The organism is Streptomyces sp. NPDC055078, assembly GCF_053607985.1.
Map to the genome: position 1 here is coordinate 1 of NZ_JBSGUP010000200.1, position 12,403 is coordinate 12,403.

The following is a 12,403-nucleotide window of genomic DNA, read 5'->3' on the forward strand; positions in this document are numbered from 1 at the left end:
CCCGGTGGGGGCGGTGTCCCGGAAGCCCCCGGACGCGGCGGGACCCGCAGGACACGGCCCCTACGGCCCCTACGGCACCTACGGCCGGTCGGCCAGGAACGCCCGGACCGCGGTCCGGAAGCCGTCCGGGTCCTCGATCCACGGCAGATGCCCGGCACCCGCCAGAACGATCCTGGACACCCGGGGCAGCGCGCGCTCCAGCGAGTCCACCGCCGACCGGGGCCGGATGTCCTCGGCGCCGTCCACGATGAGCGTCGGCACGTCCAGCGCCTCGCAGTCCTTCCGCAGCCGCGCCGTACCCCAGAGGCCGCGGGCGTCGGCGCTGATCGCGGTGTTGCAGGCGAAGTTCACCCCGAACCAGGGGTCGGCCATCCGGCGCGCGTGCCCGAGGGCCCGCTCCCGGTCCACGAAGTCCGCCGTCCACTGGAGGATCGAGAACTCCCGGTCCTCCTCGGCGCTCCGCCGCCGTCCGTTCAGCTCCTGCCAGCGCGGCAACTGCTCACCGAGCGCCTCCCGCCGCCCCCGCCGGTAGCCGTCCTGCCAGGCGGAGTCCTCCTCGATACCGGTGCCGGAGACATAGACGAGACCGCTGACCCGCCCGGGGTGCTCCAGGGCGTACAGCAGCGCCAGCTGGGCGCCCCAGGAGTGGCCCAGCAGGGTCATCCGCTCCAGGCCGAAGTGCTCGCGCACGGCGTCGAGATCCGCCACCGAACGCGTCACCGAGTACGGTCCGCTCCGCTGCGACCGGCCGCAGCCACGCTGGTCCCAGCGGTGTACGAGGGCGGTGTCCGCCAGCATGTCCGCGAGGTCGCCCAGCGTGTCCCACAGCCCCGGGCCGCCATGGCAGAAGACGACCGGCTCACCCCGCCCCGACCGTATCGCCCACAGCCGGACCCCGTCCTCGGTCATCAGTGAGTCACCCATGACGACCAGTCTCGCCCACGCGGCGACGGCGGTGTCCCCCGGGCGGCAATCGGTGCGGACGCCCGGGAGGAGCGCGGCGGCGGGACGGGCAGGGCGGGCGGTGTCCGCGCCGGCGGCGATGTTCATGGAGTGACGATCGCGAACGCGGGGTCGGTCTCGTCCAGCGCATCCAGCAGCTTCGCCAGGGCGCCGGGATCACCCGTGTGCTCGATTCCGGCCATACCCTGCCCTGCCAGCAGCCGCGTCAGACGGTCCTTGGTGAGGGTGAGGGACAGATCCGCCGGCTCGTCCTCCTCCGTGACACGGGTGTGGACGAGTACGCCGTTGCGCAGGGTGGTGCGGTAGTACGCGCCGAGGTCGGTGAAGTGCCAGCGGATCGTGGCGCGTACCTCCCATGCCTTGGGTCCGTTGACCCGGACGGCCAGGGAGTCGAAGATCTGCCCGACGCTGAGGGCGGACGACATGCTCCCGGCGGAGTAGCGCGCGGGGCCGACACCCTCGCGCAGTTCCTTGGCACCCACGAGGTAGTTGTTGCGCCAGGTGCCGCACTCGGCTCCGTATCCCAGCCGTTCGAAGACCTGGGCCTGCAACTCCCTGGCGTCGGCGCTGTCGGGCGAGGCGAAGACCGCGTGCTTGAGCAGTTGCGCGGCGAACCGCGGATCGCCCCGGTCGAGATAGCCGCGGGCCTTGGCCAGCACGGCGTCCAGACCGCCGACGCAGTCCACATAGCGCCGGGCGCTCTCGGTGGGCGGATGCTCCCACAGGGAGGCGGGGTTCCCGTCGTACCAGCCCATATAGCGCTGGTAGATCGCCTTCACATTGTGGTTGACGGAGCCGTAGTAGCCGCGAGTGTGCCAGGCGCGCGCGATGGCGGGCGGCAGTTCGATGATCTCGGCGATCTCGATCCCGGTGAGGCCCTGATTGGCGAGCCGCAGCGTCTGATCGTGCAGATAGGCGTACAGATCGCGCTGCTCGGACAGAAACTCCTTGAGCCGGTCCGTTCCCCAGGTCGGCCAGTGATGGGACGCGAAGAGGACGTCGGAGTCATCGCCGAACAGCTCGACCGCCTCCGTCAGATACCGGGCCCAGTTCCGGGCGTCCCGGACGACCGCACCGCGCAGGGTCAGGATGTTGTGCAGATTGTGGCTGGCGTTCTCGGCCATGCACAGCGCACGGCGCTCGGGCAGATGAAAGTTCATCTCCGACGGCGCCTCGGTGTCCGGAGTGAACTGGAAGCGGAAATGCACGCCGTCGAGGATCTCCTCCTGTCCGGTACGGGTGATGTCCACCGTGGCGGGAAGCAGAGTGGGCGTCCCGATGGAGGCGGTGAAGCCCAGGCCGACCCCGATCAGACCCCTGGCTCCCGGTTCCAGATCGGCGCCGGCGTGATACATGCCCCGGCGGAGCATCGCGGTGCCCGCGTAGACGTTCTCCGAGACGGCGTTGTCCATGAACCCCGCGGGGGCCACCAGCGGGACATCGCTGCCCTCGTCGATCACCCCGAGCACGCCGCCGAAGTGATCGATATGGGAGTGGGTGAAGACGACGGCGGTCACCGGCCGCTCGCCCCGGTGCGTACGGTAGAGCGCGAGGGCCGCCGCGGCGCACTCCGCCGACACCAGGGGGTCCACGACGACGACGCCCTGGGCACCCTCGATCAGGGACATGTTCGACAGATCGTAGCCCCGGACCTGGTACACCCCCTCGGTCACCTCGAACAGTCCCGCCCGCGCACAGAGCTGCGACTGCCGCCACAGGCCGGGATGGGCCGTGTCGGGACAGTCACCGTCCAGGAACGCGGTGCTCCGGAAGTCCCACACCACGCGGCCGTCGGCGGCGGTCACCGTGTCGGCGGCGGGCGGGGCGATCAGGCCCCGGTCCGCGTCGGCGAAGTCGGTACGGTCGCTGAAATCGGGCGACTCGGTGCTGGTCACTGCGTCCTCCTGGGTGTGTGCCGCAGGGTCCTCCCGGGTGTGTGCCGCAGGCCCGGGACGGCGGGTGTCCGCAGGCACCGGGCGGCGGGTGTCCGCAGGCCCGGCCACCCGCCATCCTGGGCCGACCGTCCCGGATGCGCTTTCCGGGCTGCGCCGGACGGGTGACCACGAGGCCGTCAGGAGCGGCCCAGGCAGCGGGAGGGCGATGTCGTTTTTTCGCCAGCCCCATCCCGGCGTGTGCCCGATGCTTGACCCATGCACACCGACACTGAGCGCTGCGTACGCGCCGTCCGGTCGAAGGACGCCCGATTCGACGGCTGGTTCTTCACCGCCGTGCTGACCACCCGGATCTACTGCCGTCCCAGCTGCCCGGCCGTCCCCCCGAAGGCCCGGAACATGACCTTCTACCCGAGCGCCGCCGCCTGCCAGCAGGCCGGATTCCGGGCCTGCAAGCGGTGCCGCCCGGACAGCAGCCCCGGCTCCCCGGAGTGGAACGCCCGCGCCGACACCGTCGCCCGCGCCATGCGCCTGATCGGGGACGGTGTCGTCGACCGCGAAGGCGTCCCCGGGCTGGCCGGCCGCCTCGGCTACTCCACCCGGCAGATCGAACGGCAGCTCCTCGCCGAACTGGGCGCCGGACCGCTCGCCCTGGCCCGCGCCCAGCGCGCCCAGACCGCGCGCCTGCTGATCGAGACCACCGCGCTGCCGATGGCCGAGATCGCCTTCGCCGCCGGGTTCTCCTCGATCCGCACGTTCAACGACACCGTCCGCGAGGTCTTCGCGCTGGCCCCCGGCGAACTGCGCGTCCGCGCCGCCCGGGGCGGCTCCGCGCCCCCCGCCGCGCGCCCGGCCGCGCCCCCGGCGACCTCTGGCGTCATCACCCTGCGGCTGCCGTACCGGGCGCCGCTCAACCCGAGCAATCTCTTCGGGCATCTCGCCGCGACGGGCGTCCCCGGGGTGGAGGAGTGGCGGGACGGCTCGTACCGGCGCACCCTCGGTCTCCCGTACGGACACGGCGTCGTCGCCCTCACCCCGGGTCCCGCGCACATCTCCTGCCGGCTCTCCCTCACCGACTCCCGCGATCTGACGATCGCCATCAGCCGCTGTCGGCGACTGCTCGACCTGGACGCCGATCCCGTCGCCGTGGACGACCTGCTGCGTACGGATCCACTGCTCCGGCCGCTGGTGGACAAGGCGCCCGGACGGCGGGTCCCGAGGACCGTCGACGCGGCGGAGTTCGCCGTACGGGCGGTCCTGGGCCAGCAGGTCTCCACCGCAGCCGCCCGCACCCACGCGGGCCGGCTGGTGATCGCCCCCGGTGAACCGGTCGAGGACCCCGAGGGCGGTCTCACCCATCTCTTCCCCACCGCCGACGCGCTCGCCGCTCTGGACCCCGAGGCCCTGGCGCTGCCCCGCAGCCGTCGCACCACCCTGACCACACTCGTCGCGGCGCTCGCCGACGGGTCGCTGCGGCTCGGCGTCGACAGCGACTGGGACGAGGCCCGCGCCCGGCTCGGCGCGCTGCCCGGGTTCGGCCCCTGGACGGTCGAGGTGATCGCCATGCGCGCCCTCGGCGACCCCGACGCGTTCCTCCCCACCGACCTCGGCATGCGCCGCGCGGCGGCCGGACTCGGCCTGCCCGCCACTCCGGCCGCCCTCACGGCCCACGCCGCCGCCTGGCGGCCCTGGCGGGCGTACGCCGTCCAGTACCTCTGGGCCACCGACGACCACCCCATCAACGAGCTGCCCGCGTGACCCACACCCACACCCACGGCAGCGGTCCGTGCGACCCCCGGCATCAGGAAGGCGGCCCCCTCATGAACAGGCAGCACACAGTCGTCGACAGCCCTTACGGCGCGCTGACACTCGTCGCGACCGACGGTGTCCTGAGCGGCCTCTATATGACCGACCAGCGCCACCGCCCCGGCGACGAGACCTTCGGCGTCCGATTGGGGTCTCCCCAGGCCCGCAGGGGCCGAGGGTTGGGGTCTCCCCAGGCCCCCCAGGGCCAAGGGGACGGGTCTCCCCAGGCCCGTCAGGGCCATGGGTTGGGCTCCCCCTTCGGCGAGACGATCCGCCAACTGGAGGCGTACTTCGCCGGTGAACTCACCGAGTTCGCCGTACCGCTGCGGCTGGCGGGCACCCCTTTCCAGCGCGCTGTCTGGGACCGGCTGCTGGCCATCCCCTACGGCGAGACCCGCACCTACGGCGAACTCGCGGAGGAGCTGGGCAACCCGAACGCCTCGCGCGCGGTCGGCCTGGCGAACGGCAAGAACCCCGTGTCGATCATCGTGCCGTGCCATCGCGTGATCGGTTCCACGGGGAGCCTGACCGGCTACGGCGGCGGGCTGAGCCGCAAACAGCGGCTGCTGTCCTTCGAGTCGGGGCGGCCGGACGAGGCGCTGTTCTAGGACGCTGCGGCCACGGCCTCTCGGGCGGACGGCGGCTCCTCAGTCCAGCGAGCGCAGCAGTTCCGGCAGGGCCGTGCCGATCGGGGTGCGTACGACGTCGTCCGCGAGTTCGTCGTACGGAGTCGGGTCCGCGTTCACGATCGACAGCCGGGCCCCGTGCTCCGCGGCGATCCCGGCCAGTGAGGCCGCGGGCTGGACCTGGAGGCTGGTCCCCACGGCGATGAACACCTCGCTCGCCTGGGCGATGGCCATGGCCTCGGCCAGCACCTCGGGGTCCAGGCTCTGCCCGAACATCACGGTCGCGGACTTGAGGATGCCGCCGCACACCCGGCACGGCGGGTCGTCCTCGCCGGACTCGACCCGGGCGAGCGCGTCGTCCATCGAGGTGCGGTCGCCGCACCGGGTGCAGACGACGGAGCGGGCCGTGCCGTGGAGTTCGAGCACCTTGCGGTCGGGCATCCCCGCGAGCTGGTGCAGTCCGTCCACGTTCTGGGTCATCACCCGCACGGCGAAACCGGGGCGCCGCGCCAGCTCGGCGACCGCGAGATGGGCCGCGTTCGGCAGGGCCGACCAGGTCGGGCTGGTGCGCCGTAGCTGCCAGGAGCGGCGGCGGATCTCCGGGTCGGTCATGTAGTACTCGTAGGTGACGAGCTTCTCGGCCGCCGGGTCGCGCCGCCACAGCCCGGCGGGCCCGCGGTAGTCGGGGATGCCGGAATCCGTGGAGATCCCGGCGCCGCTGAGGATCGCGACGAGAGTCATACGGTGAGCCTACGCAGCGCCCCCGGGCCCCGGCGAACGGATTCGCCCGGACCCTCGGCCCGGGGCTCAGTACAGGCGCTCCGCCAGGCGCTCCGCCAGGCCCGCCGGGTCTCCGCCGCCCGCACCTCAGCCGTGTCCCCCCGGGGCCAGCCGCACCGTACGCGCCGCCAGTTCGGAGATCCGCGCCCCGTCGAAGCCGAACACCGCGCTGCGCACCCGGTCCTGGAGCGGTTCCGTCCACTGTGCGGGGATCGCGGCGGCCCCGCACAGGACGCCCGCGACCGAGCCGGCCGTCGCGCCGTTGGAGTCGGTGTCGAGACCGCCCCGGACCGTGAGCGCGACCGTGGTGGTGAAGTCGCCCTCCCCGTACAGCAGTCCGGCCGTGATCACGGCGGCGTTGGGCACCGAGTGGATCCAGTGCAGTCCGGCCGTCCGGGCCTCCAGCTCGGTGAGGGTGTCGCCCCAGGCGGCCCCCGCGTCGTGCAGAGCGGTGGTGTGCCGGACCGCGCGGGCGAGCCGGCTGCTGGCGGGGATGTGCTCCAGCGCGGTCCCGACGGCCTCGCGCGGGCCGCTCGCGGTGAACGCGGCGGCGATCAGGGCGGCGGCCCACATCGCCCCGTACACACCGTTGCCGTGGTGGGAGAGGACCGCGTCACGGCGGGCCAGCGCGGCGGCTCGGCGCGGGTCGCCGGGGGAGGTCCAGCCGAAGACGTCCGCGCGGATGAGGGCGCCGATCCACTCCTGGTGGGGATTGTCGTGCGAGGCCGTCGCGGGCGGCTTCAGCCCGTTGGCCAGATTGCGGTACGCGGCCCGCTCGGCTGTGAAGGTCTGGAGGTACGGCAGCGTCCGCAGCCATAAGTCCCCCACGTGCTCGGTGGTGAACCCGAAGCCGTGCGTCTCCAGCAGGTGCAGGCCCAGGATCGAGTAGTCCACATCGTCGTCCCGGCAACTGCCCCGGATCCGGCCGCGCACGCACTGCTCCCACTCCGGGCGCAGCTCGAATTCGCCGGGCTCCGCGTCCGGCGGGGGAGCGGGCAGATAGCCGGTGAGCGGAAGCGCGTCCGTACGGCGCAGATAGCGGTCGATGCGCTCTCGCGTCCAGTGGTCGCCGCGCTCCACGGGCTTGCCCAGTATGTTGCCCGCGACCCTGCCGAGCCAGCCACCGAGGATTCGATCGGTCAGTTCTGGTTGAGATAGACGCATACGTCAGGTTTTACCCCGCCGGAAGGTGGCACGTCCGACAACGCGGCGGATAGGGTCGGGTCGGGCGCGAATGTCTGTTCGACAGCAAGGGGTGCGTAGTGACGAACGGAATGGATGTCCAACCCGCGCGAGTACTCGTGGCGGCGGACAAGTTCAAGGGCTCGCTCACGGCGGTGCAGGTCGCCGCGCGGGTGAAGGCGGGTCTGCGGCGGGAGCTGCCCGAGCTGGAGGTCGTGACCCTGCCGGTCGCCGACGGCGGGGACGGCACCGTCGACGCGGCGGTGGCGGCCGGGTTCGAACGGCACGAGCTGTCCGTCACCGGGCCGCGCGGCGAACGGGTGAAGGCCGCGTACGCCCTGAGGGACGGCACCGCGGTGGTGGAGATGGCGGAGGCGTCGGGGCTGCGGCGCCTGCCCGCCGGGGAGTTCGCCCCGCTCACCGCGACGTCGTACGGCTCCGGCGAACTGCTGAGCGCCGCGCTCGACGCCGACGCCCGGACGATCGTCCTCGGGCTCGGCGGCAGCGCGGGCACCGACGGCGGTGCGGGCATGCTCACCGCGCTCGGCGCGCGCTTCCTGGACGCGGACGGCCGTCCGGTCGGCCCCGGCGGCGGCGGTCTGCGCGACCTCGCCGTGGTGGATCTGTCCGGGCTCGACCCCCGGTTCAAGGACATCGAGCTGATCCTCGCCAGCGATGTCGGCAACCCGCTGACCGGGCCCGAGGGCGCGGCCACCGTGTACGGCCCGCAGAAGGGCGCCACCCCCGCCGATGTGGCCCTCCTGGACGCCGCTCTCACCCACTACGCCTCCCTTCTGGACCCCGGTCTGGCGGACGCCACCGGCGCGGGCGCGGCGGGGGGTGTCGGCTTCGGCGCGCTGGCCGCGCTGGGGGCGCGGGCCGTGCCCGGGATCGAGGTCGTCCTCGATGTCCTCGGCTTCCCCGCCGCCCTGCCCGGCACCACCCTCGTGATCACCGGCGAGGGCTCCATCGACGAACAGACCCTGCACGGCAAGGCCCCCCTCGGCGTCGCGGCCCTCGCCCGCGCCCAGCACATCGACGTCGTGGCGGTCTGCGGGCGGCTGTCCCTCGCCCCGGAGGTCCTGGGCCGGGTGGGGATCCGCCGCGCCTACACCCTGCTGGAGCTGGAACCCGATCCGGCCCGCTCCATGGCGGACGCGGGACCGCTGCTGGAGACGCTCGCGGCGAAGATCGCCCGCGATTTCCTGGTCCGAGAGGTGTGATCGGCTGCGTCCGCCTCATGTGGGCGGCCTCGCCGTTGCCAGCCGTCGCGCGGTCGTGAGGGCGTGTCCTCCGGGCCCGTGGTGGTGCGGGCATGCCCTCCGGGCATGTCCTCAATCGCCGGACGGGCTGGATCGTCCGCCCCGGACACGGTCCTCTCACGCGACGGCGCGGACGACGGGCGAGGCCGGCACGGCCTAGGGTCACCCTGTGTGGATACGTGAAGCCCTTCCCGCCGAGGCCCCTCACCTCACCCGCCTCATCCTGCGGTCCAAGTCCCACTGGGGGTACTCCGCCGACCAGCTCGCGCGCTGGGCGGACGAACTGACCCTCGCCCCGGACCACATCCCCGCCCGCCGCGTCGTCGTCGCCGAGGACGACACCGCCGTCCTCGGGGTCGCGTCGCTCGAAGGGACACCCCCCGACGGCACCCTGGGGCTTCTCTTCGTCGAGCCCGCCGAGGTCCGGCGCGGTATCGGGCGGACCCTGTACGCCCATGTCCTCGACACCGCCCGCACCCTCGGCTTCCGGCGCCTGACGATCGATTCGGATCCGCACGCCGAGGGGTTCTACCGGGCCCAGGGCGCGCGGCCCCTGCCGGCGGGCACGTCGGGCACGACGGGGACGTCGGGCATGGCGAGCACGTCGGGGACGGGCGGGCTGCCCCGGCTGGAGGCGGCCATCGCCCCCCGCCCGGAGTGGGCGCAGGTGTGGACCGAGGGGCGGCGGGCGGTCCACATCGGCAATGTCGCGGAGTTCCAGAGCCAGTTCGGGGCCGTGGACGAGACGTCGCGGCACGCGGCGGACCACTACGCCTGCCTGGCCGTCTTCGCGAGCCCGCACCCGGCCGTGGTGGTACTGCCCCGTGCCGTCCCCGAGGGGTGGCTCGCGCTGGTGGCGCGGCAGCTCGGCTGGGCCCGGGTCGAGGCGTACCGGGAGACCGGGCCCGGGCTGCTGGAGCGCCCCGCCCTGGTGGCGCGGCTGCGGGAGACCGGACTGCCCTTCGTCGCCTGGGGTCACACCGCCGCCTTCGGGGAACTCACCGGCCGGCGGCTCCCGTCCGGCGCTCTGCGGTACGAGTCCAAACGGGCCTCCCACGAACTCTTCGGGCGGCTCGCGACCGATCACCCCGGGATCGCCGTGCCGCGCCAGTGGAGCGTGAGCAGCCGCCGGCGGGCGGCGCGGCTGATCGCGGCCCGCGCCCGTGCCGGGGAGTCGACCGTGGTCAAGAGCGAGCACGGGGCGGGCGGTTCGGGCACCGTGGTGCTCACCCGCCGGACCCGGGCCCAGGCGCTGCCCCGGGGCCCGCTGCTGCTGGAGGAGTATGTGACGGGCGACGGCACCCGGCCCACGTACGACGGCCTCGTGGACGCCCGGGGCGAGGTGCACGCCGTCGGTGTCGCGGCCATGGACATCGAAGGGACCGCCTACCGGGGCGCGACCGTCGGCCCCGGCGCCGTACCGGACCGGCTCATGGAGCCCGCGCTCCGCTTCGGCCGCGCCGTCGGCCGGGAACTCGCCGCGAGCGGCTTCCGGGGCTGGTACGACGTCGACTTCGTCACCGGCCCGGACGGGGGGCTCGCCCCCACCGAGACCAATCTGCGGCTCACCGGCCCGGCCGCCGCGTTCATGGTCAAACTGCGGCTCGACGAGACCCGGGGCGGCGGTCATCTCGTACGGTCCCTGGACCGCGTCCCGCTCGGCGCGCGGCTGCCCGACGCCGAACTGATCGCGTTCCTGCGGGAGCTGACCGGGACCTGTGCCGGGATCGACGCCGTACTCGTGCCCTCGATCCCGACCGCGGCCTATGAACCCGACCCGTACATCGGGGTGATTCTCGCGGCCCGTACGGCCGACCGGCTGGACGCCGCCGGCGCCCTGGTGCGCGCCCATTGCGACGGGCTGGCCCGTCTCTTCGGTCGATGAGCCGCCGCGGCCCGCGCCGGACGGCCAGCCGTCCCGCGCGGGTGCGGTCCCCGCGTCCGGACAGTCAGCCGTCCCGGGAGCCGGGTGCGGCCTCCGCCGCTCCCCGTACCGCCCACACCGCGACCACCGCCGCCGCGATCATCAGCGGCACATTGAAGACATAGACGAGGGCCGCCTGCCGCTCCCAGTCCTGCTTGGCCGCGAGCCGGTACAGATTGTCCTGCGGCCACCAGGAGACGAGCAGCCAGACGATGGCCAGATGAGCCGCCGTGGTCAGACCCCGGGAGCGGCTCCGGCGCAGCATCAGCCCCCGACCGCCGATCAGAAAGCCCACCCCGACCGCGAAGGACAGGCTCTCCGCGAGATACAGCCCGCGGAAGAGCCCCGCCCAAGGGTCGGGCACCAGGGACACATCGGTCGATCCCGGCCAGAACGTGTCCGTGAGGACGAGGGACATGATCGCCGCCGGGATCATCGCCACCAGCCCCACGATGGCGGCCTGCTCCCAGGAGGGCAGATCGTAGCCGCCGCCCTTGCCCGAGTAGCCGCCGGCGGCCGGGCGCCGCACCGGCTGCCGTACCAGCGCCCGCCGGTCCACCTTGCCGGCCGCGTTGCGCGGCAGCTTCCCGATCGTCACGACGGTCTCCGGGATGTCGGCGGCGGGCACCTCACCGGCGAGATGCCGCCGGATGCCCTCCTTCCCCGGTGCGCTGCTTCCCGGGACCGGCAGCACATGGGCGATCAGCCGTCCCCCGTCCACGCCGACGACGCTGTCGCGGATGCGGGGGTGCGAGGCGAGCGCGGCCTCGATCCGGTAGGTGTCGACGGTCCGGCCGTCGACCTTGACCCGGTGGGCCGTCCGGCCGCGGAACTCCAGCGGCCCCGTGCCGTCCCGGCGCCCGAGGTCCCCGGTGGGCACCGCGTCGCCGCCGTCCGGTGGCGTCAGCCAGATCCGGCCCTTGCGGAGCTGCGCCCGGCACCCCGGGAACGGCTGCCCGAGAAAGGCGTGCCGCTCGGGGTCGTCCACCGGCCCCGGGAGCTGCCCGGTCTCGAACCAGGTGCCGCACCCGGCCACCTCGGTGGGCCCGTACGTATGGATCAGCCGGGAGCCCGGTGCGAGCAGCCCCTCCAGCCGCGCCTGCTCATCGAGCCGCAGCCGTTCCCCGCCGACGGCGAGGAGGCGCAGCGTCGGGTGGCGGTCGGTACGGTCGAGGAGCGCGGCGGCCGTCACCGGGTCGGTGTCGGCGACGGTGTACGTCTCGTGCCGGGACAGCACCAGGGTGGCGCCCGTACAGAGGGTCCGTATCCACCCGGCGGTGAACTCGGTGGTGTCGGGCGGCGCGGTCACCAGGACCCGGTCGTCGGGGACGAGCCCGTAGACCTCGGACCAGCTCTCCCAGGCGGCCCGCAGCAGCCGGTGGGAGACGGGCACGGCGGTCGGCCCGTCCGTCGTGCCGGCGGTGAACAGGACGGCGGCCCGGGCGCCCGCGGCGGGCGGCTCGGCGAGCGGTTCGGCGGAGTGGGACGTGATCGCGGCGGCGTCCCCGTCCAAGAGGACGAGGGGCCGGGAACTGCCGCCCTCGACCCGGCCGAGGTGCACCCGGTGGGAGATCAGGGCCCGCGCCTCGGCGATGGCCCGTGGTTCGGGAGTCCCCGGCCCGACGACGGCGTACGCGCCGCCCGCCTTCAGTACGCCCAGGATCGCGACCAGGACATCGGGCGGGCGCACGGTGCGGATGGCCACCAGACCGCCGGGCGGCAGCCGAACGGTCTCGGTCAGATGACGGGCCAGCCGGTTGGCCCGGCCGTCCAGCTGGGCGTAGCTCAGCCGGACGCGGTCGGTGATCACGGCGGTACGGTCCTGATCGGCCCGTACCCTGTCCTCGAACAGCTGATGGAGCGTTCCCCCTGACATGGGGGTCGATGATCCCAGAAGTCGCCGGACCTGGCGAGGGCCCATGGACAGGTCACATCCACTGGGCACATGGCGAGGGCCCAGGTGCTCGT

9 protein-coding genes are annotated in these 12,403 nt (G+C 73.6%); 4 read left to right on the forward strand and 5 right to left on the reverse strand.

Features of this window, described 5'->3' with window-relative positions; all coding sequences use genetic code 11:
* Positions 1–78 precede the first annotated feature (78 nt).
* Both ACWF94_RS18540 and ACWF94_RS18545 read right to left on the reverse strand, forming a co-directional pair.
* A complete protein-coding gene (locus ACWF94_RS18540; protein ID WP_453488995.1) occupies positions 79–924 on the reverse strand; it encodes an alpha/beta fold hydrolase in 846 nt (281 codons plus the stop codon).
* A gap of 122 nt (positions 925–1,046) precedes the next feature.
* On the reverse strand, positions 1,047–2,858 hold the full coding sequence (locus ACWF94_RS18545; RefSeq protein ID WP_453488974.1) for an alkyl/aryl-sulfatase: 1,812 nt from the start codon (positions 2,856–2,858) through the stop codon (positions 1,047–1,049).
* Positions 2,859–3,113: 255 nt separating this feature from the next.
* Here ACWF94_RS18545 and ACWF94_RS18550 point away from each other — a divergent pair, with 255 nt between their 5' ends.
* Both ACWF94_RS18550 and ACWF94_RS18555 read left to right on the forward strand, forming a co-directional pair.
* Entirely contained in the window at positions 3,114–4,613 is a 1,500-nt protein-coding gene (locus ACWF94_RS18550; RefSeq protein WP_453488977.1) for an AlkA N-terminal domain-containing protein, read from the forward strand.
* Positions 4,614–4,675: 62 nt separating this feature from the next.
* Positions 4,676–5,269 (forward strand): methylated-DNA--[protein]-cysteine S-methyltransferase, encoded by a 594-nt coding sequence (locus ACWF94_RS18555; RefSeq protein WP_453488980.1) that lies wholly within the window; start codon positions 4,676–4,678, stop codon positions 5,267–5,269.
* Positions 5,270–5,308: 39 nt separating this feature from the next.
* On the opposite strand, the gene ACWF94_RS18560 is transcribed toward ACWF94_RS18555, so the two are convergent.
* The gene (locus tag ACWF94_RS18560) at positions 5,309–6,028 is read right to left on the reverse strand and encodes an SIR2 family NAD-dependent protein deacylase (RefSeq protein ID WP_453488983.1); all 720 of its coding nucleotides are present in this window, start codon (positions 6,026–6,028) and stop codon (positions 5,309–5,311) included.
* 126 nt (positions 6,029–6,154) lie between these two features.
* Positions 6,155–7,231, reverse strand: coding sequence for an ADP-ribosylglycohydrolase family protein (locus ACWF94_RS18565; protein ID WP_453488986.1), 1,077 nt, complete (start codon positions 7,229–7,231; stop codon positions 6,155–6,157).
* Positions 7,232–7,341: 110 nt separating this feature from the next.
* Here ACWF94_RS18565 and ACWF94_RS18570 point away from each other — a divergent pair, with 110 nt between their 5' ends.
* Both ACWF94_RS18570 and ACWF94_RS18575 read left to right on the forward strand, forming a co-directional pair.
* The gene (locus ACWF94_RS18570) at positions 7,342–8,472 is read left to right on the forward strand and encodes a glycerate kinase (protein WP_453488998.1); all 1,131 of its coding nucleotides are present in this window, start codon (positions 7,342–7,344) and stop codon (positions 8,470–8,472) included.
* Positions 8,473–8,680: 208 nt separating this feature from the next.
* Positions 8,681–10,396 (forward strand): GNAT family N-acetyltransferase, encoded by a 1,716-nt coding sequence (locus tag ACWF94_RS18575; RefSeq protein WP_453488989.1) that lies wholly within the window; start codon positions 8,681–8,683, stop codon positions 10,394–10,396.
* 64 nt (positions 10,397–10,460) lie between these two features.
* On the opposite strand, the gene ACWF94_RS18580 is transcribed toward ACWF94_RS18575, so the two are convergent.
* Positions 10,461–12,311: an AMP-binding protein gene (locus ACWF94_RS18580; protein ID WP_453488992.1), complete on the reverse strand. Its 1,851-nt coding sequence runs from the start codon at positions 12,309–12,311 to the stop codon at positions 10,461–10,463.
* Between the last annotated feature and the right edge of the window lie 92 nt (positions 12,312–12,403).

Coding starts and splice junctions, on each gene's coding strand:
- ACWF94_RS18540 (WP_453488995.1), bottom strand. CDS start 924: ATGGGTGACTCACTGATGACCGAGGACGGGGTCCGGCTGTGGGCGATA.
- ACWF94_RS18550 (WP_453488977.1), top strand. CDS start 3,114: ATGCACACCGACACTGAGCGCTGCGTACGCGCCGTCCGGTCGAAGGAC.
- ACWF94_RS18555 (WP_453488980.1), top strand. CDS start 4,676: ATGAACAGGCAGCACACAGTCGTCGACAGCCCTTACGGCGCGCTGACA.
- ACWF94_RS18560 (WP_453488983.1), bottom strand. CDS start 6,028: ATGACTCTCGTCGCGATCCTCAGCGGCGCCGGGATCTCCACGGATTCC.
- ACWF94_RS18565 (WP_453488986.1), bottom strand. CDS start 7,231: ATGCGTCTATCTCAACCAGAACTGACCGATCGAATCCTCGGTGGCTGG.
- ACWF94_RS18570 (WP_453488998.1), top strand. CDS start 7,342: ATGGATGTCCAACCCGCGCGAGTACTCGTGGCGGCGGACAAGTTCAAG.
- ACWF94_RS18580 (WP_453488992.1), bottom strand. CDS start 12,311: ATGTCAGGGGGAACGCTCCATCAGCTGTTCGAGGACAGGGTACGGGCC.